This window comes from Marinomonas sp. 63XJN7_7_ISO-PGPR-S23-202, assembly GCF_056173505.1.
Map to the genome: position 1 here is coordinate 2,242,295 of NZ_CM149677.1, position 21,108 is coordinate 2,263,402.

Sequence of the window (21,108 nt, forward strand, 5' to 3'; positions counted from 1 at the left end):
CATTAGTCGTGGTCACCATAGCCTGCCAATTTGCCAAGACGAGCACGGAAGACCCAAGCTTGATAGAAATTGTACGAAAGCATAACGGGGATAAAGAACAGCATCGAATAGGTAAACGCACCCGTTGAGTTGGATGGGTTAGCCGCATCGAAAATCGTTATGGTATTCGGTACAAACCAAGGGAAGATCGTGATCATCATGATAGCAAAGTTAATGAAGACAATGATTGCGAGCCAAACCATAGCCGCCACATCTCGTCTTTGATGTGATGCACGACGCATCGACCAAGTGGCAAAAAGGACCATAGCACCAGAGAGGACAAAAAACCACCAGAAAGGTCCAGACCATTTGCTTCTAGCCCATGGAAACTGAACGAATGTCCAGATGACGGTGCTAAGAATGGCCACTAATGCTAGATAGAACATCAAATTGGTCCATTTTAAGGCTTTATGGTAGGTGTCACTTTCTCGATCAAAACGAGCACGAATGTAAACGCCGCCTGCCAGTGATGCGGCAATCGTTGCGGTTACCCCAGTCCAAAGGCTAAATGGGGATAAGAACTCCAAGTAACTACCACCAAATGTAGGTACTTCGCCTTTCGTCATTGGGAAGCCTTGCAGGAATGCTCCTAAGGCAACGCCCGCAAAAAATGCCACCATTAGGCTGCCAATCCCAAAGCCCCAATCCCAATATTTTCTACTGGTTTTTGAGTAGTGGTGGAACTCCAAAGACACGGCTCGGATGATGATCCCCCAAAGCACAAACATCAGAGGAATCATTAAATAGTGGAACACCGAACCATACACCATAGGGAAGGTGCCAAAAAGCGCGCCCCCTACAATCACCAGCCAGGTTTCATTGGCATCCCAAGTCCCTGCCATGGAGGCCATAATGTCACCTTTTTCTTTACTGTCCGAATGGAATAAAGAATAGATGCCAGCCCCCAGATCGGAACCATCAAGAATAATGTAAATCACGACAAATAGACCAATTAGAGCCCACCAAAGAAGGGTTATCCACTGGTTGCCGTCTGTAATATCCATAATATGTTGCATATTAATTCTCTTCTATATCGATTAGAGGGTAGGCCGCTCAAACAAAGGTTTTCCTTCAGACACGTCTTCTTTACTGGGCATATCGCCCAAGACCATAGGTTCTGGAGTGACGCCATGGATAACCTTACTATTCATATCAGGACCTTTACGGATTACTTTGGAGAAGAAGTACCAAGCCCCAAACCAGACGAGAACATCGAAGAGCATAAAACCAATAAACCAAACGATTTCTGCGACAATACTCATTTGGCTTACCCCTTCGGAGGTACGCATCAATCCATGGATAATCCAAGGTTGGCGTGCGACTTCACGAGTCCACCATCCCGTCCAAACGGCAATATAAGGTAGGATAGAACTTGCGATAACAATACGTAAAAACCAAGGATGACGTCTTAGTCTTTCTGCGGTGAATTGTCCTCGTATGCGCAAATAGAGTGCCCAAAAAGCCACTAGCATAAGTGCTGCTCCAGCCGCAGCCATGATGCGGAAGGAGTAAAATGGAATCACGACAGGAGGTCGATCTGCTTTCTTAAATTGATCAAGACCTGGCACCGTACTGACCCATTTATGGTCTTCGAGTAGGCTAAGAACATGGGGAATGGAAATTTGGAAATCGTTTGTTCCTTTTTCCTCATTAGGCCAAGCGATGACATTCCAGCTTGTATTTGGGCTGCCATCGGCATTGTAAGTATGCCAATGTCCTTCCATTGCGGCTAAGGCTGCTGGATCATATTTCGCGACGGTCCGTCCTAGAGTGTCTCCCATGAAGACCTGTAATGGCGCGACAATTACCAATGCCATAATGGAGACCGTCAAAGTACGCATAAACATTTTGGCGTGACGGTCTTTATACACCATCCAAGCCGAAATAGACGCCACAAAGAAGAGTCCAATTTCAAGACATGCAACCAGCATGTGAGGGAATGCAGTCAAGAAGTTAGGGTTGAAAATGGCGTGTGTCCAATTATCAACTACATATAAGCCTTTTTCGAGGCGAACACCGGTAGGTGTTTGCATCCAAGAGTTGGCCACCAAGATCCACATGGCAGACAGCATAGAAGAAAACGCCACGTTAAATGTCGCGAAAAGGTGCATCTTCTTGCCGATTTTGCCCCAGCCAAAAATCATTAGCCCGATGAAACCAGCCTCATACATAAAGGCGGTAATGGTCTCATAGCCAAGAATATTACCAAAAAACGGCCCAGCCGCCTGAGAAAAGGGCGCAAAGAGAATACCAAAAGACATTTCCATGGTAATCCCTGTGGCGACACCTGCCCCAAAGTTAATGATGAAGAGTTTTTCAAAAAAACGCGTCAGTCGATACCATTCATCATCATTGGTTTTAAGCCAACGCCATTCGCTAAAAAATAGGAAGGTGGCCAAACCTATGGTCAACGGCGGGTAAAGTATATGCATTGACGTGATCCAAGCAAAATCAAGTCTTGCAAGGTCAGTCATGAGAGATGGATCTATCATTTTTTTCTCCAAAAGTTGGAAGCTAAAAAACTGTCCTGAGGCAGCGTGTATAAGGGTGCATTGGTCATATTAAAACCAGAGCAAATGTAAAATCTGTATAGACTTATTATACGATACGGATATAACCTTATGACTATAATTCATATTATATTCATAAAGTTTTCTATTCAACGTTTAAAAAGTCACTTGTTTTCTTAAATATACTCATCGCAATTTAAAGTAAAATTACGAGACGATACGGCCGTTATCCATCATCAAGCGATGATCGGCGAGTGTCAGTAACTGCGGACGGTGCGTAATGATAATGGCTGTACGACCCTGCAATAATCTCGCCAACGCTTGGGTTACTTGTTGTTCTGTTGCCGCATCCAAGCCTTCTGTGGGTTCATCCAAAATGACAATAGGAGCATCTTTAAGAAGGGCTCTAGCAATGCCGATGCGCCTGATTTGTCCACCGGACAAACGTGTTGCCGCTTCGCCTACTTCGGTATCAAACCCATCAGGCAAAGCCAAAATATCGTCAAGAATCGCTGCGGCACGACAAGCCTCAACCAATTCCTCATGGGTGGCATTGGGTTTAGCAAGGTGTAAATTCGCTGCCAGAGTGGTGTTGAATAAATGAACCTGCTGAGAAACGACGGAACAGAGCTTACGGACCGTGTCGCCCGTTAGCTCTTCTAGCTTCGTTGCGCCGATGGATATCTGTCCACTATCGGCCGCCCAAAATTTCAGCAATAGTTGTGTCAAGCTGGTTTTACCTGAACCACTTGCCCCTTGAATCGCCAGCTTTTCTCCTTGCTTTAAATGGAAGCTGACTTCGCGAAGTGCAGGTTGTGTGTTTTGCGGATAACTAAAACAAACAGCATCAAATTGTATATCAAACTGCTCAGGGGCTGCACAAGGCTCAATAGGGTCGCTTACCGCAGGTTCTGCATCGACTAGATCCAAAATGCGCCGTGCGGCACTTCGAGTCTCGCCTAGAGCAAGAAAAGCGGCGGGCAAAGTGGTAACCGCTTCAAAGCTGGCCATACCAAAAAAAGCCAGCATGACCAGTTCTGGTCCATCCAGCTGCCCACTTTGTACCAAGGGAATGGCAATGACGATCATTGCCAGCCAAGTCAATTGGCTGAAAAGTCCATTCAAAGAGGTACTGCTGGCATTAATGCGGTTTTGTTGCCTTTGAGGTGCAACCAGTTCCTTGTTCTCTTGTTGAATACTGTCGATACGTTGTTGGCTGTCGCCATAGAGCGTTATTTCGGCCAAGCCTCGTACGGTTTCACTGACGCGTTGTCGCAACACAGATCTTGCTTCAACAATTCTCTGACCGCTGTTTGCTCCTAAATGCAGGGCAGCCCAAGGTAGCGCAATGCCAACAATCAATAACCCTATAAGGTTCGTTAGAGCAATGGTCGGGCTCCAAAACAAAAGGAACATGATCATTAAAAAGCTAGCAAGCAGTGCCGCTAAAGAGGGAGTGAATAACCGTAAGTAAGCATTTTCCAAACTATCAATATCGGCGCGTATGCGGCTTAATAAATCGCCTCCTTGATAATACTGAAGTCGTGCTGGCGCTAAAGGTTCCAGTTTCTCAAAAAACCATTGGCGTAACCCTGCAAGCAAGCGAAACGTCGCTTCATGGGTAATCAATCGCTCAAGATATCTCCCCGCAGTTCGTAAAATCGCTAACCCGCGAATGGCGGCGGCGGGAGTAAAATAATTGATTGCAGCCCCTGTCAGGCCACTAATTGCCATGGCGGTAATAAACCAGCCAGACACAGAAAGCAAGGCGACATTGGCAAGAATCACAGTGGTGGCAAGCAAAACCCCAGCCATCATCCAACCAAGGTAGGGACGGCTGATGTTAATAAGCCAGCGGAGCTCTCTATTATTGCGTTTACGCTTCATAATCCGGCCTTGCGATACTGGTTATAGCGCTCTGTGTAAGCTCCATTTAACGCCATTAATGCATCGTGCGATCCTTGTTCGATGATTTTTCCACTGTCCAACACCACAATTTGATCACTCTGCTCAATAGTCGTTAGCCGATGAGCAATGGTGAGTAGGGTGCGCCCAACCGCTAGCCTCGCGATGGCGGCGGTAATCAGGGTTTCACTATGAGGGTCCAAACTGGCCGAAGGCTCATCAAGCAGTACGACAGGCGCGTCTTTGTAAAACGCACGAGCCAAGGCAATTCGTTGGATTTCGCCACCAGATAGGCCTTGTCCTCGGTCTCCTACAATGGTCTGAAAGCCTTGCGGAAGGCGATTAATAAAGTCCAATGCGTGTGCATTCTCTGCTGCTTGCTTTAGAGCGGTCTCGTGACCTTCTAAACGAGGCGATAGGGCAATATTTTCTTCAATAGTGCCATGAAATAAGGTGGGGTTTTGAGGTAACCATGATACATGCTGATACCAACTGCTTGGGGCAATGTGTGCTAAGGGAGTTTCATCAACCATGATGTCACCTTGCGTCGGATTCAAAAAGCCCAGCAGCAATTGTCCTAACGTGGATTTCCCCGCGCCGCTCACACCAATAATCGCCGTGCGACTACTGGCTGGCAGAGTAAGATTGACACCGCAAAGAACGGGGTCTCGTTTTGGATAAGCAAACACGAGATTGGAAAAGGTAATATTCGGCGCCTGCTCCAAGCACAACTCAAGTTTACCGTTATGCTCAGTAGGGGCTTGAGTATTCAGGAGCTCAATGATGGGTTCAATGGCACCTAATGCGTCCATTCGAGCATGAAACTGAGTGCCCATGCTACGTAAAGGTAGGTAAAACTCGGGCGCAAGTAATAGGACAAAAATACCGTTAAGGTAATGGATATCGCCGTACATCAACCGAAAGCCAACGTACACAGCGACCATAGCAATGCTAATGGCGGCAAAGAACTCCAATACCATGGAGGAGAGAAACGCAATGCGTAACACCTTCATAGTCTGTAGACGGTAATCTTCGGCTATTTGACCTATAAAGCGGGCTTCTTTTTGGGCCGCGTTGAATAACTTGAGTGTGGTCAGGCCCTCAATCATATCAAAAAAGTGGGCGCCCATACGTGTCAGGCTACGCCATTGTTGGCGATTCAGCTTTTCTGTTTGACTTCCTATGATAATCATAAAGATGGGTAACAAGGGGGCGGTAATGGCCAAAATAAGCCCAGAGACCCAGTCAAATGGAAAGACAAACACTAAAATAGCCACAGGAATAATGATAGCCAGCTGCTTTTGTGGCAAATATAGGCTGAAGTACTTTTCTAGTTCCTCGACACCATCTACCAACTCGGTTGCACGAGCACCAGAGCGCTGCTCTCGGCTCCATGCTGGCCCTAAATGATGAATATGATGGAAGAGCTTGGCCCTTAGATCCGTACGCAGCCGAGCAGCGGCTTCAAAAGTGAATCGTTGGTTGCCGTAATTGAGGAGGGCGCGAACAAAAAATACTCCAACAATCCCAGCCAAATACGGCCAAACGGCCATAATAGGTTGGTGTTCGATGGCGGTGGCGTTCAGTACATGAGCCAACAGCCAGCATTGAGCAATTAAGAAAAAGCCATTAACACTACCCAGCGTGATGGCGATATTAAGCGGATTTTTAACGGCTTTAGCCTGATTTTTGAGCCAACGATCCAGTTCGAGAGTTTGTTTTCTATCTCGTAAGGGGATAGGGTTGGCCATGTTATTAATATCCTTAATGTATTCGGATTACTTGTGAAGAGATGTATAAAATACTCCATTTTTGTTAAAGAATCATTAGAACGAGGTTCTTTACGAATATTTAACGAATATTTAACGAATGTTTCACGAATATTTTGTAAATATTTAATGAAGACTTCACGGCTTTAGCGGGGGGGTCAAGATGCGGCTTGGATGGCTTAGTCATCCTCTATTTCGTGTGTTCACGAAATTGTCACGGACTCATACGTTGCTAAGAGAATCAGTGATATGCTCTTCCACAATTTATGAATTTGCTAACCCCATGGTGCATTTAAACAGTTTTCGTAAACGATAAAGCAAAGCCAATGCATTGAACCCTTATAACCCCTTCCCAGCCCTCCCTTATTTAAGGGGAGGGGTTGAAGAAATTAGGGCGTTTATATTCCTTTTAACGTTCGTTTTGTCATGCAAATACACCACAGGTTAATTTACTAACACTTTTTGTTTAAGGAACCACCAATGAATGGCCTGATTATCGCTGTATTTGTTGCCGTTTATCTTGGTATGGCCCTGGGCCGCTGGCCGGGTTTTGCCATTAACCGTACGGGTGTTGCTATGATCGGCGCCGTGGTGTTGATGGTGACACAGGCCTTATCCGGCTCCCAGGCCCTTGAATCGATCGACTTTTCCACTCTAGCGGTGTTACTTACCCTGATGGTGTTGTCCGGTCAGTACGCCGCCAGTGGTTTCTTTGATTGGGTGGCCGACCGTATCACACATATGCCTTTATCATCCGGTTATCTATTAGGTGTGGTCATTGTCATCGCCGGCGTGTTGTCCGCTTTAATGACGAATGATGTGGTGGTGTGGGCCACCACGCCAGTGTTGATTCGAGGCCTACTGGAAAGAGGGCTGGACCCCAAACCCTATTTAATCGCTCTAGCTTGTGCTGCCAACGCCGGCTCGGTGGCCACCATGATTGGTAATCCGCAAAATTTGCTGATCGCCCATGTGGGGGACCTGCATTTTCTGACCTTCGTAGGGCGCTGTATTGTACCGGCCTTGTTAGCCATGGGGGTGGTGTATCTGGTGATCAGCCGTTCTAGGTTCATGGATGCCAACCACGCGATTGCACCAAGAGAACACAAATCGTCTCAGCCATGTCAGCTTAAGCCACGTCTGTTGCTGAAAGCCGTGTTGGCAACCATAGCGCTCATTGCGATTTTTATTTTCGTAGAAGATAGAGGGAGCTGGTCCTTACTGATTGTGGCGTTGTTACTGCTTAACCGAAAGCTTGGAACCGAGCGTCTGCTGCAACAGGTGGACTGGCAGCTACTGGCGCTCTTTACCTGTTTGTTTATTGTTACCGGTGCCTTGGCCAATGCGCCGGTGCTAGCTGGCGACTTTCAGCATCTGCTCAGTGCGATGAATATTGATCATACCGCCGTGCTGGCGGGCCTGTCCCTAGTGGGAAGTAATACCATCGGTAACGTTCCTTGGGTCATGTTGCTATTGCCCATGGGGCATTGGCCGGATCATCTGCTCTACAGTCTGGCTATTTTCAGTACCCTGGCGGGTAACTTGCTGATCGTCGGCAGCGTGGCCAACATTATTGTGATCGAGCAAGCCAAAGCCCATGATATTCATATTAGCTTTGGCGAGTTTGCCCGCATTGGCGTGCCAGTTACCCTGATAAGCTTTGTGTTGGCGGGCATCTGGGTGATGCTGGTAAGGTAAATTTAAAGTCTCGGTAAGTCTATTTGACTGCTCTTTTTCTGCCTTCCGACAGCCAGATCCCTGCCAACACCATGGCCAAGGCGATAGCATGGTAAAAATGGAATGTCTCGTGTAGCAGTAGTACCGCTAAAATGGGGGCGAAAATCGGCACAAAATTAATAAACACTCCGGCTCTGGCGGGGCCAATCAACTCCACTCCACGCATAAAAAATACCTGAGAAATCAGAGAGGGAAAGAACGAAATATACAACACAATCAGCCAGCCTTTCGGAGTGGGCCAGTAAGCCGCTCCAGTGGCTATTTCATAGACCAGCGCGGGCAGCGCCGTGATCGCACCGATAGAGGACAGAACCGTAAAGAACACCATGGCGGAGACGTTTGGTTTACTACGTAGGGCCAGAGTGTAGATGGCATAACAGAGGCAGGCTATCAATATATAGCCGTCCCCCGGATTAATGGACAGTTCTAACAGCTTGGTTAAGTGACCTTGGGTGGCCACTAGAGTTACTCCCAGTAAAGTGAGAATAATGCCAATTGCCTGCAAAAGATGGACTTTTTCCCGAAACAGCAACATGGCTCCGAGTAGAACCAATACTGGCACACTGCCTTGAATGATCCCAATATTAATGGCGGTGGTCTGGTAAGCGGCAATGTAAAACAGGGAGTTAAAGCAGGTGAAGCCCAAGGTCGCCATCAGTATCATTTTTAACAAATGGGGGCGTATTATGTGCCATTCCTGACGTACCTGACGGCCATAAAATAACCACATCACGGCACTGACAATCAGCCAGCGTAGAGACACCACGGACAGTGGTGAGACCTGAGCAATCGCCAGACGGCCTGCAATGGTATTCCCACCCCAAAACAGAGTGCATAAAATCAGTAAGATATAGGCATTGGAGTGAATGCGGGTAGTGAAGAAGCTCAACAAAGCGGTCATTATCAATCCTTAAAGTGGTACAGCGGATCCCAATTTATTTTTGCTTACCAGCATACCCATGCTGGCCTAGGGAAGAAAGCAGAAACTCATCATTCACCGTTGGATTTTTCTATGACTAGTGTGATTTGGGTGATTGAGCCACTGACCTCAGCGTATTGGATTGGCGATCCAAAGGCGCAAACTAATAAGCTTAAGAGTAAATCTGCAAAACCGCACCAGAGCCAAACATAAGTAGGCCACTTGTCATTAACCAGCAAAAAGCAAAGATAAACCATCGCTGGATATGTTTAGGCACCTTATTTCTTTTTTCCAACATACCGAAGCGTTTGGCGTGAAAGCGGCATAGGAACACCGTGGCGTATTGAAGGACGCCTTGTCCGGCAAAGAATAAGCCTAAACTGCTGAAAGTTCGACAGCCATTATCCAATATATCTTCTAGTTCAGAGAGCCATTTTTTCTTTAAATAAATGACGATTCCAAGCCAAGTGAAAGTGCCCAGGCAACCAACGAAGAATAAGTAACTGGCTATTAGAGGAATTATGATACTCATGCCTTCCATATACTCTTTATTAAGCCCAGCTGTCGGACAGTGCCTCAGCTTGTTCTAGCACTAAACGAATGGCTTCATCAGACCTGTCTGGCGGATATTTAAAACGACGCAGCAGACGGCGTACGAGGTTTCTCATACGAGCGCGAACGCTGTCTCGTTTCGACCAATCAACCGTTGCTGATTTTCTTAGCTGGTGTGTGAGCTCAATAGCGAGTTTGCGCAAGTTGTCATCACCTAATTCTCTGACAGAGGCTTCATTGGCAACTAAGGCGCGATAGAAGGCGATTTCATCAGCCGTTAGATTCATTTTCTTCATCATCTCAGCATCAGCTTGCATTTCTTTCGCCCATTGAATCAGTTCTTCAATGACCTGAGCGGTTTCGATGCTGCGATTATGATATTTCTGAAGGGTTGCCATGATCCGGTCAGAGTACTTTTTCTCTTGTACTTTGTCCGTTTTCATTCTGGCTTTGACTTCATCCCGAAGAAGCTTCTCTAATAATTCAACGGCGAGGTTCTTCTCTTTCATGTGCTTCATGTCTTCTAAGAACTCGTCAGACAGCAAGCTAATATTGGGTTTGTCTAAACCAACCGCTTTGAAAATATCGTCCACACCATCTGCAACAATGGCGTTATTTAAAATCTGGCGAAGGGCCGAATTACGTAATTCATCACTGCGTTTTTGATCCACATTCGAGTGCTTCAAAAACGCCGTTTTAACGGCACCGTAAAAGGCAATTTCACTTTTATATGGCTCGACTTCGTCAAGGGTATTACATAAGGAATAAGCTTTGTTTAGCTGTGCCATTGCATCAAGAAAGCGGCGCTTTCCGTCACGTACTTCTTTGCCTTCTCGGTTAGTGTGGCTCAAACCGGATATATGGTTGACGGCTCCCAGTAACAGAGGCAGTAGGGGGCTTTCTATCTGGTTGAGGTAGGTAAATACCGCACCGTTATCAGACGGTGTGGCAAACATACCGCGAATAATATCTATGCGCTCTTCTAGGTAAGCGAACGCCTCTGCGGTATCAACGGTAGGCTGGCCTTTACCTTGGCTATTGGTATAGGTTTTTAGTGCATCTTTAAGGTCGTTGGCAATGCCGAGATAATCCACTACTAAGCCACCGGGTTTGTCTTTAAAAACGCGGTTTACACGGGCGATGGCCTGCATCAGATTATGGCCTTTCATTGGCTTGTCGATGTACATGGTGTGACAACAAGGCGCATCAAAACCAGTAAGCCACATATCCCGCACAATGACGAGTTTTAGCTCATCGTCTGTATCTTTAAAGCGCTTTTCAAAGAGCTTTTTGGTTTTCTTATCATAGATATGGGCCTGCATCTTCTGGCGATCCGATGCTGAGCCTGTCATGACAATTTTAATGGCGCCTTTATTGGGATCATCATCGTGCCATTCTGGTTTAAGCTTAATAATGGCATCGTATAAATCGACACAGATTTCACGGCTCATACCAACAATCATCGCTTTACCAGGGAAGGTTTCGCAGCGAGTGGTAAAATGCTCCACAAGGTCTTTTGCTACTGCATCAATGCGCGGTTGCGCACCGACCAGTTTTTCGAGAGCAGACCATTGGGATTTAATTTTCTCTCGGCTAGCGGTTTCTTCTTCCTCACCGATTTCGTCTTCCACTTCATCGTTCAGTGCTTCTATCTTGTCTTGATTGATATCAAGCTTCGCTAAACGTGATTCATAATAAATAGGCACAGTCGCGCCGTCGTCTACGGCATCTTGAATGTCATAAATCGAAACATAATCACCAAAGACACTTCGAGTGTCCTTGTCATCTTTATCAATTGGTGTGCCAGTGAAACCGATAAAGGATGCATTGGGTAGGGCATCACGCATGTACTTGGAATAACCGTAAACATAGCGCTTGCCGATGACGTCACCTTTCTCGTCTTTTACATCGACTAAACGCGCCTTGTTACCATATTGGCTACGATGGGCTTCATCTGAAATGACAATAATGTTTGAGCGTTCAGAGAGCCTTGGGTGCTCGGTTTCTTTTTCCAATAATGAGAACTTTTGAACCGTGGTAAAGATAATGCCACCGGATTGGCGGTCTAATAGCAATTCACGCAATTCGTCGCGTCCATCGGCTTGCAGTGGCATTTGTTTTAAGGTTTCACTTGCCATGGAAAAGGTGTTGAAGAGCTGACTATCCAAATCATTACGATCCGTTACTACCACAAGCGTTGGGTTATTAAGCTCGGGCTGTTGTAACAATTTGCTGGCATAACACACCATGGAAATACTTTTTCCGCTGCCTTGAGTGTGCCAAACCACTCCCGCTTTACGGCTGCCAGGTTTGACTTTTTCAAGGTAAGTGGCGCGACGCTCACCAAGCCCCGTTTGGCTATCTGCCGCGATGACGGTTGCTTTAACCGCTGCACGAACAGCGTGGAATTGATGATAGCCAGCAATCTTTTTGATTACTTTGTCGCCATCGTTCTCAAACAAGATAAAGTATCGTAAATAATCCAACAAAAGCTCAGGTTTGAAAAAGCCTCGTATTAAGGTTTCCAATTGAAACTCTAATAAGGGTTTATCGTCTTCGTTATTGATGGCTTTCCAAGGTAAGTAACGCTCTTGATTCGCGGTAAGAGAACCAACACGTGCCACCCAACCGTCACTTACCACTAAGGCTTCGTTAAAGACAAATAAGTCTGAGATTTCGTCTTTATAGGTTTGCAGCTGGTTGAAAGCATTCCAAATATCGGTTTGTTCGTTGGCGGGATTTTTAAGCTCGATCACCGCCATTGGCAGACCATTGATAAACACGACAATATCCGGGCGGCGGTTGCCTTTAGTCCCTGTAATGGTGAGCTGATTAACGACTAAGAATTCGTTGTTATCTGGCTCATTAAAGTCGATCAAGCGAACATGAGTATGCTTGGTAATCTGCTCGCCATCTTGCTCAATGGAATATTCAAGCGGCACGCCTTCGATCAAATACTTATGAAAGATACGGTTGTTTTTAATGAGGATAGGTGTTTCCGGGGTCGCCACCGTTTTAGCGACTTCAATTAGATTATCGTAAGGCACAAAAGGGTTTAGCTTTACCAGTCGATCAATGAAACGCTGGCGCAAAGTGACTTGCTGAAAGTCTTCTCGTTCAGGAGAAGTGCCATCGGGCGCGATGTCATAGCCATTCACATATTGGTAGTTAAGCTCTTTAAACCAATCAAGGCACAGCTGTTCTAATTGATCTTCGTTGATCATTATTGTTTTTCCCCATACAGGCGATGCATGTCTTTACAGAAAGCGACAAAAGACGCGCAATTGAGTAGCGCTTGTTGGAGTTCTGTCATCTGCTGGAAAAATATGTCACTTTGTTGTTCAAGTGTGGTCGCATTACCAATAAAGTCTGTGAGACCTTGATAAATAATAAGAGGGTGCCATGGGTTTTCGTTCTTATTTTTAGTAGTACGGTCACTAAAATGCCAACCCTTAGGTAAAATGAGTTCATTAACTAAGGACTTATAATAAACATTAGAGTTCATTGCTGGGTGTAGCGGTTCATCAATGTCCATAATTAAAACGGCTAATGGCTCTGTTGACATAAGGTCATTTATGCAGTGATCCTCATCATCAATGACAAAACCGCAGAAGAATCCGGGAGCCCAACCTCCTTCTTCGTATTCTTCAGTGACATTGTTAAATTCTAAGCCAATACGGCCCCAAGCATCGTACCTACCGATCCTTTCGTTTATACCTACCTTACGTTGAAGTGCTATTTTATTGTATGAAATATGTTCATCAGCTAATTGCTGGATGGGCCAGCTTTTGTTTGCCGTTCTTATGGCGATATCATAGAGCTGCTTATCTAGTTTTTTTACATCGTTGTAGTAGGAGATAGACAGGGGATTGATCGGTGACATATCTATTAACCCATTACTTTTTAAAAGGTTGATAAACTCTCCTCGAACCCATTTTTCCTTGTCATTACCGTCTGTGACTTTTTCGATTTCTTCGGCGATTTGATACCAACATAGCGCTAAATCTGGGCTTTGTTTGTGTTGTCCTATATGAGCAGTGATCAGCACAAGAGCATAAGCTTCGTAGAATTTTTCTTCGGCATACTTACGGTAGTTATCTAGCTGCTTATCGTGAAGCTCTGACCAAATCTTATGTTCAAAAATAATGCGAAAAGAATGGTCTTTAGACTCCCAGCACATATCTGGATACTTACCATTGAAATTAACTTGGGTATCAATACGCCCTGAGTTTCCAACGAGTGGGATTTCTAAACTTTGTTCTTTTGATTTGTTGTGTAAGAACGTAGCGATGGCTTCTCTTACTGAATCGTCGTTACGTAATAACCAAGCAAAAGCTTCTGTTATGAAGTTTTCAATAGGAGAGTTTTTGTCGCTTGCTGCATATTTACTGATGTTAACAAGTAAGCTTTCGTACATATATAAATCCTTTTTATAATTAGTTCTATTGGTTCCAAGCTTGTTCTGTGATTGTACCTGTTTGGGTGTAGATGCCAACTTGCGTAACATAGTGGTGAAAGTCTATGTTCTCCGCTATTTCTGCGGGATTTGCTAACTCCCAAGCGGTAAACTTCTGATCGGGGTTATCTCTTAAGATTTTAATAATCATCTTAACTCGGGTGTTTATGGTGATACCTCGGTCAATTCTTGAGCTTGGTCTAATGAAAGTTCACCGGAAAGAAGCTTAGGAAGTAGTGTATCGCGAAGTGTTTCCAGCGATTCATTCTGAGCACGATTTTGATTAATCAGTTTGTAAAATTTATCGACGATAGTTGAAAATGCCTCACGAAGCTCTACAGATGGGATTGGCATTTCCCAATTCATAATCGAAGTCTTGTCGCCACGAGGCATTTTTGCACCTTTGGCAGTTCTCGTCATATACTCGAAAAACGAATCTTGGTAGAGCAAATTCATCAGGAATAATGATGTGTTTGCAGCTTTCGGTTCAAACCCAAGGACATCATTTGAGCGGCCACCATTACCTTCAGCCAACCAAATCTTCTTAAAATAGGGTCGGATATTTGAAACAAGAATGTCACCAGTCTTATATTCAGCTATCATTTTCGCGGTAGGTAACTTAGATGCTGTGGTTACACCATTTTTCTCAGCAAGCATATTTTCTGTTGAAATATAGTTTTCTAAGGAAACATCTTCCATAGATATGCGCGATGAGCAATACTGAGCTACATCACCAAGAGTGCCGACATCCCACCCCTCCGGTATCAGTCCCAGCTCACTTTCAATAAGCTTATCTGGAAACAGTGCAGCTGTGGCTTCGTCCATACCGACTGGCTGCTGGCCGTTCATTTTGGCTTTGACGGGATCGAAATCGACAAACCATGATTTAAAGATGGCTTGCGCAATTTCTTCTAGGGTTTGGTTGGTTTGAGTATTCAAATGTATTTTGTCATCTAGGCTTTTTAACACCTTAGCGATATTTTTCTGAACATCAATTGGAGGTAGCTCTATTGGAAGGCTAGCTAATGCTTTCCCCGTCAAGTGTTTGATCGTTGTACCTGTAAAATATGGCTCAAGTTTACTTGATTTGCTCGCATCTAAGAGCCAATAAAATAGATAATAGTTGTTTAGAGAATCGTGTGGTCTCACTCTATGTAGAGCTTTTTGGATTTTAATGCTTTCATCACATTCCCAAATCGCAGAACGGCCAGGTTCACCGCCCTCGCATATAACAAGGTCTCCTTTCTTGAGGCTATAACGATCATGCTCAGCATCTTCGAATCTCATTTCTGGAAGATCTTTTAAGTCAAATACTCCCCACCTAACGTGGCTATTACCAAGATATTTATGAAATGTTCCTTTATTCTTTTTCTGATCCAACATCTTTCCTAGACATGAATCAATGTAGTCTCCTAAACGAACTGTAGGCCAGTTACAACTCATAACCCAACCCCGCTAGGTTCTTTTTAATCTCCGCTTCTAGCTTGGCGGATTCGGCAAATTGCTCGCTGAGTTTTTGAGTCAGGTTGGCCATTTTCTCGGCAACGGGAATGCCATCATCTTCCACATCCGCTGCGCCCACATAACGGCCTGGTGTGAGAACGTAATCGTGCTTTTGGATGTCTGCGAGCGTTGCGGATTTACAGAAACCGGCGATGTCGGAATAGGGTGTAAGGTCGCTTCCCTCGTCGCTTATTGCTCCTGCATTTTCAATATTTCCACCATCCTTGGTGGTCTTCCAAGCGTGGAAAGTATTGGCGACTTTGCGAATGTCGTCCCAAGTAAAGTCGCGTAGTACGCGGTCTTTCATATAACCAAGGTTACGGCCGTCGATAAATAACACTTCTTCCAAGCGATCACGCAGTTTGCGTCCAGCTTTGTCGGTACGCATACCTTTGTTTTTGGTGAGGAACCAAATACAGGCGGGGATTTGTGTATTGGTAAAGAGCTGGCCGGGTAGGGCGACCATACACTCCACAAGGTCATTTTCGATCAGCGCTTTACGAATTTCCCCTTCGTTATTGGTGGTGGAACTCATCGAACCATTGGCAAGCAATAGGGCTTGGGAACCATCCGCCGCTAGGTGATGTAGCATGTGTTGTAGCCATGCGAAGTTGGCGTTACCAGCGGGTGGCGTGCCGTATTTCCAGCGTGGGTCGTTGTCGTCTACGCCCGTGTTCCATTCCTTCATATTGAAGGGGGGATTCGCCATGATAAAGTCAGCACGTAAATCGGGGTGCTGGTCATTGGTATAGGTACTGGCTGGCTCTTTACCGAAGTCATAGTCTAAACCGCGAATCGCCATGTTCATGGCCGCCAGTTGCCAAGTGGTGTAGTTGTACTCTTGGCCGTAGATGGAAATTTTCTGTTTTTGCGTGATCGGGTCGATATCGTATTGATTGGCATAACGTTCGATAAACTTTTCCGATTGCACAAAGAAGCCACCGGAACCCATGGCAGGGTCGTAGACGCGACCTTCGAAGGGCTCGATCATTTCTACAATTAAGCTAACGATGGAAGCGGGTGTATAGAATTGACCACCTTTTTTACCTTCTGCTAGAGCAAATTGCCCCAGAAAATATTCGTAAATATGACCAAGAATATCTTTGCTGTTGAGCGATTTGTGGTTAAACGGAATGGTGGCAATCAGGTTGATCAGCTCGTTAAGCTTGGCTTGATCAATTCGCAGCTGAGCGTAATGTTTGTTCAGTACGCCTTTGAGCTTTTTGTTTTCGCGCTCAATGCCCTCTAGGGCATTGTCTATCAAGTGACCGACTGAGGTGATTTTCTTGGTTTTGCCGTCAATTTCTAGATCTGCACCACCGATTACCACTGGGCCATTATCTTGAAGGAACGACCAACGCGACTCGGTTGGTAGCCAAAAGACGTTTTTCTCGGTGTAGTAGTCCCGCTGCTCTAGCTCGATGGCGATTTCTTCGGCCAATTCTTCCGCGCTAAAGCCTTCTGGGTCTAGGTAGTATTCGTGTTCAGGGTTGGCAAGGTCGGCTTTGATCTCTTCCTGACGAATGGTAAAGGCATCAGACACGTATTTAACGAAGATCAGCCCAAGTACAGCGTGTTTGTATTGTGAAGCATCTAGTGAAGCGCGCAATTTGTCGGCGGCGTTCCAGAGTTTTTTCTCTAACTCTTTTAAGTATTCCTGTTCTTGGTTGTTCATATAGGTCTTCTAATAAGTGCGTGATAATTTAAATGTCAAAAATTCTGTTGCTATAGCTCTTCGGTCTTAAACTCGCTGTAGCCTTCGTAGTAGTAACTTACGTCTATACCTTTCATAAATAACGCACGGTCGTGGATTTTGTCGGTTAGGGCTTGTTTAAGTAATACTTTAATTTCAACGTCTTTGACGACGCTGCGCTGCATGGAAGAAAGGTAATCGTCTTTATCGACGGCATTCCAGTCGATGACCTGTTGGATTTCTCTTTTGAGTATAAGATCAAGCCAGATGCGGGTAGCGCGGCCATTGCCTTCTCGAAATGGGTGGGCGATGTTCATTTCGACGTATTTTTCGATGATTTCATCGAAATTACTTTGGGGCATGGCGTCGATGTGTTTGAGTGATGGCTCTAAATACATCAGAGGGGCAAAGCGGAAGCCTCCCTTGGCTATATTAACCTCGCGAATTTTACCCGCAAAGTGGTAGATATCCTCAAACAAGTAGGCATGGATATAGGCGAGGCCTTTAAAGGTGCCAATCTCAATTTTTTCTATGTCATTGGAGTCAAATAGCTGCTTGGCTTTTTGCTTACTGATTTTTTCCTCTGCTTTCGAGAGTTCTATTTGGTCAGTGATATTGAGTTTATTGTCCAATAGCATCTTGAGTGCCCTTAATCTTATGCTGTTGCAATGACGGTTTAAACTTGGTCAAAAAATTCTTCGTCTATCTTTTTGATCTGTAAGGTCTGTTCGTTTCGACTGCCGATATTGTACCGCAACATAAGCTTAGCGAGTTCGTTTCCATTGATTAAAACAATGCGTGTATTCAGGCGTTGGGCGGTTTCTACGGCTGAGGTGGTAAAGTCTGAAGTGGTGATAAAAATACCTTTCTGAGCATTTTTTAGGTTGAGTGCGCCGAAGAAGTCGCGAATGTCGCCAGAGCTGATGTTATTGCCTTGTTTATAACGTTTGGCTTGGATATAGATTTGATCTACGCCGAGCGGGTCTTGGTTGATAACGCCGTCTACGCCATTGTCTCCTGACTTGCCCAGCGCGTGGGCTGTGCCTTCTTCTGTGCCGCCGTAACCCATGGCAATCAGTAGATTGATAAGCAGTTGTTCAAAGAAAGCCGGCGTGACGTTGCGAGTGCGCTCTAGAATATCTTGGGCGAGGGCGTCGTTGATGGTTTTGTAGGCATTACGCAATACTTCGTCGGGGGTGTCGTTGGCGTCGACGTTTTGTTGTTCTAGTGGTGTGGCATCGTTTGTTTTCGCACTGGTGTTAGTGAAGTCGATGAATTCTTCAAACTGTTTTAAATATTGGGTATTAATCTCTGCGTTTGGGTCGCTTAGGGCGTTTAATCCACGTTGAGTAATTTGAAAATGGGCGCGGCGTGGGCTCTCGATTAAACCTGCTTTGCTCAGATAGGTGCGTGCCCAACCCACACGATTGTCGATGATGGGTTGTTTGCCGCTGGGCAAAGGTTCAGCGCGTTCCGCTTCTGAAAGTTGGAAATGATCACTAATGGCCGTAATGATGTCTCTTAATTTTACTTCCGCATCCGATGCATTGTTGACGGCTTCCAAAAAAGGCCTCATGCAGTCTTGGTAGTTAGGGATCATGCTCTTCCTTAATGCTGGCAAACTTTTGTTTATTCTACCGTAAAGTGCTCTTAGGCTTCATTTTTATTTTTGGACAAGATGTGGTGCTTGAGCAGGGAGCTTGCTATTGGCTTTCTCTGTTTTCCTTATTGCTGGCAAATTTTATACGGTTTACAGTAAAATGCTCCTCAAATTCATTTCTTAGTGGGTGGCTTTTCGACGGAACGGTAAGGTCTCTTATTTTCGTTGTTGGCGTTTTCGGGCGCTTTGTATTTGGCTAAAAGGTAAACAGTATGAAGAAGTCTTATTTTCGCCGTAGTGTGGTGGTTGGTGTTTTCTCGGTAGCGGTTTTGAGTATGTCTGGCTGTGCGCAGATGGGTTCTAAAGAGGCGTCTGCGGCGCCCACTATGGCGTGTACAGTAGGTGATCAAATGCAGCAGACAACCTTGTATTTTGGTATGAGTCGTCCTGCGGGCGGGGTGGTTACTGAGGCTCAGTGGCAAGGGTTTGTTGATAAAGAAGTCACACCGCGTTTTCGTGATGGTTTAACGGTGTTTGCGGCGAAAGGCCAATGGTTGGGAAATGACGGTAAGGTGGCGAAAGAAGACAGTCGTGCGCTGATGCTGATTTATCCTACCAATGACAAAGCCAGTAATAAGAAGATTGAAGCGTTGCGTAATTTGTACAGAAAGCAATTTCAGCAAGAGTCTGTGATGCGTGTGGATTCACCTGAGTGCGTGTCTTTCTAATCGTGTTCTCGTTCTAGTGCGTTTATTCTAGCGCTGAGTCAGCTCTCTTATAGGTAAACGCTCTGTTTATCTGTAAATTCCATAATGTATTTATCAAAAAAAAGAGGTCGCTTGACCTCTTTTTTAATGGTTTTTTGTGTCTTTATTATGGGCGATTATAAAATCGCGCCCACCACAGCAGCAGACAACAAGCTCACTAGCGTTGCACCGTAAACAAGACGGAAGCCAAAGCGAGAGACCACATTACCTTGTTCTTCACTGACACCTTTGATCGCGCCAGCCACAATGCCGATGGAGGCAAAGTTAGCAAAGGAAACCAGGAAGACTGACAGAATGCCAAGGCTACGGGGTTCAAGTTGTGAAGCAATTTTCTGCACTTCTAACATGGCGACAAATTCGTTGGACACCAGTTTGGTTGCCATGATGCTGCCAACTTGCAACGCATCGTGTGCGGGAATGCCGATGACCCAAGCAAGTGGGTAGAACAGGTAGCCCATGATGTCTTGAAAGCTTAAGCCGAAGAGGCTGCTAAATATTGCGTTTAGTAGGGCGATTAAGGCGATAAAACCAATTAACATGGCCGCGACAATCATGGCCACACGGAAGCCCGCTAGAATGTAATCGCCAAGCATTTCAAAGAAGGTTTGCGATTCATGCATGTCGTTTAGTTCGGGTTCTGGCTCTTCGTGTGGGCGGTATGGGTTGATAATGGACAGAATAATGAAGGTGCTGAAGAGGTTAAGAATGAGTGCCAGTACCACGTATTTGGGTTCTAGCATGGTCATGTAGGCCCCTACGATGGACATGGACACGGTCGACATGGCGGTTGCTGCCATGGTGTACATGCGACGCGGTGACTGTTTGCTCAAAATGCTTTTATAGGCAATGAAGTTTTCTGATTGACCAAGCAATAATGGGCTAACGGCGTTAAAGGATTCCAGTTTCCCCATGCCATTCACTTTGGACAAAATGGTGCCGATGATGCGAATAATCCAAGGCAAGATTTTAAAGTGCTGCAAAATGCCAATGAGCGCGGAGATGAAGATGATAGGACAAAGCACGTTGATAAAGACAAATGCCAACCCCTGTTTGTTCATATTGCCAAAGACAAAGTCGGTGCCTTCTCCGGCAAATTTCATCAATTTCTCAAACGCTGTGGCAACGCTTTGAATAGAGGCTAGGCCGTATGATGAGTTGAGCAGAAACCAGGTAATGGCAAGCTCAATAATAATCATGAGGGCGATGTATTGAAAACGGATCTTTTTACGGTCGTAACTGACTAGTGCGGCTAAGGCAAAGATAACCAATAACGCAAAGATAAAGTGAAATATCGGAAGCATAGTCTTTCCACTGATAAGTTATGAAATTCAAGCACGTTCGCTAATACTGGATGTATTACCATCGGGTATTAGTGTTTGCTTGGCATGTTACTGGCATTAGGGGGGAGTGCCATTTAAAAAATCTACGAGACTTTTGCACGACTATTGCGCTTGCCAATACTTTGTTAAAAACAGACTCAAAATGCTCATTTATAGCGATAAACTCCGCTTTCTCGTCTGTTTTTGCTGCGTCTTGGCGCCGCTCGTGACATCGTGTAAAGGTCTCTCTACGTTCGTTATTCTGCTTCCATACAGCAAGAACCCTGACCTTATGGGCAGTATTATGCTTAACTTTATGCTGTTTTTCCATGGTTAGAA

Annotated in this window: 15 protein-coding genes; 2 read left to right on the forward strand and 13 right to left on the reverse strand. The window is 45.3% G+C overall.

Annotation, left to right across the window (positions count from 1 at the left end; all coding sequences use genetic code 11):
* Window positions 1-2: 2 nt before the first annotated feature.
* The 4 genes from cydB to cydD form a co-directional block, all read right to left on the reverse strand.
* Window positions 3-1,055 (reverse strand): cytochrome d ubiquinol oxidase subunit II, encoded by a 1,053-nt coding sequence (cydB, locus tag AC0VYG_RS10345; RefSeq protein ID WP_475432193.1) that lies wholly within the window; start codon window positions 1,053-1,055, stop codon window positions 3-5.
* Window positions 1,056-1,076: 21 nt separating this feature from the next.
* Window positions 1,077-2,531 carry a cytochrome ubiquinol oxidase subunit I gene (locus AC0VYG_RS10350; protein WP_475432194.1) on the reverse strand — a complete coding sequence of 485 codons (1,455 nt, stop codon included), beginning with the start codon at window positions 2,529-2,531 and terminating at the stop codon, window positions 1,077-1,079.
* A 225-nt stretch (window positions 2,532-2,756) separates the two neighbouring features.
* Window positions 2,757-4,436 carry a thiol reductant ABC exporter subunit CydC gene (gene cydC / locus AC0VYG_RS10355; RefSeq protein ID WP_475432195.1) on the reverse strand — a complete coding sequence of 560 codons (1,680 nt, stop codon included), beginning with the start codon at window positions 4,434-4,436 and terminating at the stop codon, window positions 2,757-2,759.
* Window positions 4,433-6,205 carry a thiol reductant ABC exporter subunit CydD gene (cydD, locus tag AC0VYG_RS10360; RefSeq protein WP_475432196.1) on the reverse strand — a complete coding sequence of 591 codons (1,773 nt, stop codon included), beginning with the start codon at window positions 6,203-6,205 and terminating at the stop codon, window positions 4,433-4,435. The genes cydC and cydD overlap by 4 nt, the downstream gene beginning before the upstream one ends.
* 498 nt (window positions 6,206-6,703) lie before the next feature.
* On the opposite strand from cydD, the gene AC0VYG_RS10365 reads away from it, so the two are divergent.
* Window positions 6,704-7,921 carry an ArsB/NhaD family transporter gene (locus tag AC0VYG_RS10365; RefSeq protein WP_475432197.1) on the forward strand — a complete coding sequence of 406 codons (1,218 nt, stop codon included), beginning with the start codon at window positions 6,704-6,706 and terminating at the stop codon, window positions 7,919-7,921.
* A gap of 19 nt (window positions 7,922-7,940) precedes the next feature.
* On the opposite strand, the gene AC0VYG_RS10370 is transcribed toward AC0VYG_RS10365, so the two are convergent.
* The 8 genes from AC0VYG_RS10370 to AC0VYG_RS10405 all read right to left on the reverse strand — a co-directional run bounded on the left by AC0VYG_RS10370 (window position 7,941) and on the right by AC0VYG_RS10405 (window position 18,683).
* Entirely contained in the window at window positions 7,941-8,861 is a 921-nt protein-coding gene (locus AC0VYG_RS10370) for a DMT family transporter (protein WP_475432198.1), read from the reverse strand.
* 190 nt (window positions 8,862-9,051) lie between these two features.
* Window positions 9,052-9,411, reverse strand: coding sequence for a hypothetical protein (locus AC0VYG_RS10375; protein ID WP_475432199.1), 360 nt, complete (start codon window positions 9,409-9,411; stop codon window positions 9,052-9,054).
* Window positions 9,412-9,430: 19 nt separating this feature from the next.
* Entirely contained in the window at window positions 9,431-12,655 is a 3,225-nt protein-coding gene (locus AC0VYG_RS10380; protein WP_475449908.1) for a type I restriction endonuclease subunit R, read from the reverse strand.
* Window positions 12,655-13,848, reverse strand: a complete 1,194-nt coding sequence (locus tag AC0VYG_RS10385; protein WP_475432202.1) for a hypothetical protein — start codon at window positions 13,846-13,848, stop codon at window positions 12,655-12,657. Before AC0VYG_RS10385 ends, AC0VYG_RS10380 begins: the two co-directional genes overlap by 1 nt.
* Window positions 13,849-14,052: 204 nt before the next feature.
* Window positions 14,053-15,330 (reverse strand): restriction endonuclease subunit S, encoded by a 1,278-nt coding sequence (locus tag AC0VYG_RS10390; protein ID WP_475432203.1) that lies wholly within the window; start codon window positions 15,328-15,330, stop codon window positions 14,053-14,055.
* Complete coding sequence (locus tag AC0VYG_RS10395) at window positions 15,320-17,065, reverse strand: type I restriction-modification system subunit M (protein WP_475432204.1); 1,746 nt, start codon at window positions 17,063-17,065, stop codon at window positions 15,320-15,322. The genes AC0VYG_RS10390 and AC0VYG_RS10395 overlap by 11 nt, the downstream gene beginning before the upstream one ends.
* A 50-nt stretch (window positions 17,066-17,115) precedes the next feature.
* Window positions 17,116-17,721 carry a protein adenylyltransferase Fic gene (gene fic, locus AC0VYG_RS10400; protein ID WP_475432205.1) on the reverse strand — a complete coding sequence of 202 codons (606 nt, stop codon included), beginning with the start codon at window positions 17,719-17,721 and terminating at the stop codon, window positions 17,116-17,118.
* 38 nt (window positions 17,722-17,759) lie between these two features.
* Window positions 17,760-18,683 (reverse strand): restriction endonuclease, encoded by a 924-nt coding sequence (locus AC0VYG_RS10405; RefSeq protein WP_475432206.1) that lies wholly within the window; start codon window positions 18,681-18,683, stop codon window positions 17,760-17,762.
* Window positions 18,684-18,955: 272 nt separating this feature from the next.
* On the opposite strand from AC0VYG_RS10405, the gene AC0VYG_RS10410 reads away from it, so the two are divergent.
* Window positions 18,956-19,411 (forward strand): DUF3574 domain-containing protein, encoded by a 456-nt coding sequence (locus AC0VYG_RS10410; protein WP_475432207.1) that lies wholly within the window; start codon window positions 18,956-18,958, stop codon window positions 19,409-19,411.
* Window positions 19,412-19,566: 155 nt separating this feature from the next.
* Here AC0VYG_RS10410 and AC0VYG_RS10415 read toward each other — a convergent pair whose 3' ends face one another.
* Window positions 19,567-20,751: a NupC/NupG family nucleoside CNT transporter gene (locus AC0VYG_RS10415; protein ID WP_475432208.1), complete on the reverse strand. Its 1,185-nt coding sequence runs from the start codon at window positions 20,749-20,751 to the stop codon at window positions 19,567-19,569.
* Between the last annotated feature and the right edge of the window lie 357 nt (window positions 20,752-21,108).

Coding starts and splice junctions, on each gene's coding strand:
- cydB (WP_475432193.1), bottom strand. CDS start 1,055: ATGCAACATATTATGGATATTACAGACGGCAACCAGTGGATAACCCTT.
- AC0VYG_RS10350 (WP_475432194.1), bottom strand. CDS start 2,531: ATGATAGATCCATCTCTCATGACTGACCTTGCAAGACTTGATTTTGCT.
- cydC (WP_475432195.1), bottom strand. CDS start 4,436: ATGAAGCGTAAACGCAATAATAGAGAGCTCCGCTGGCTTATTAACATC.
- cydD (WP_475432196.1), bottom strand. CDS start 6,205: ATGGCCAACCCTATCCCCTTACGAGATAGAAAACAAACTCTCGAACTG.
- AC0VYG_RS10365 (WP_475432197.1), top strand. CDS start 6,704: ATGAATGGCCTGATTATCGCTGTATTTGTTGCCGTTTATCTTGGTATG.
- AC0VYG_RS10370 (WP_475432198.1), bottom strand. CDS start 8,861: ATGACCGCTTTGTTGAGCTTCTTCACTACCCGCATTCACTCCAATGCC.
- AC0VYG_RS10375 (WP_475432199.1), bottom strand. CDS start 9,411: ATGAGTATCATAATTCCTCTAATAGCCAGTTACTTATTCTTCGTTGGT.
- AC0VYG_RS10380 (WP_475449908.1), bottom strand. CDS start 12,655: ATGATCAACGAAGATCAATTAGAACAGCTGTGCCTTGATTGGTTTAAA.
- AC0VYG_RS10385 (WP_475432202.1), bottom strand. CDS start 13,848: ATGTACGAAAGCTTACTTGTTAACATCAGTAAATATGCAGCAAGCGAC.
- AC0VYG_RS10390 (WP_475432203.1), bottom strand. CDS start 15,330: ATGAGTTGTAACTGGCCTACAGTTCGTTTAGGAGACTACATTGATTCA.
- AC0VYG_RS10395 (WP_475432204.1), bottom strand. CDS start 17,065: ATGAACAACCAAGAACAGGAATACTTAAAAGAGTTAGAGAAAAAACTC.
- fic (WP_475432205.1), bottom strand. CDS start 17,721: ATGCTATTGGACAATAAACTCAATATCACTGACCAAATAGAACTCTCG.
- AC0VYG_RS10405 (WP_475432206.1), bottom strand. CDS start 18,683: ATGATCCCTAACTACCAAGACTGCATGAGGCCTTTTTTGGAAGCCGTC.
- AC0VYG_RS10410 (WP_475432207.1), top strand. CDS start 18,956: ATGAAGAAGTCTTATTTTCGCCGTAGTGTGGTGGTTGGTGTTTTCTCG.
- AC0VYG_RS10415 (WP_475432208.1), bottom strand. CDS start 20,751: ATGCTTCCGATATTTCACTTTATCTTTGCGTTATTGGTTATCTTTGCC.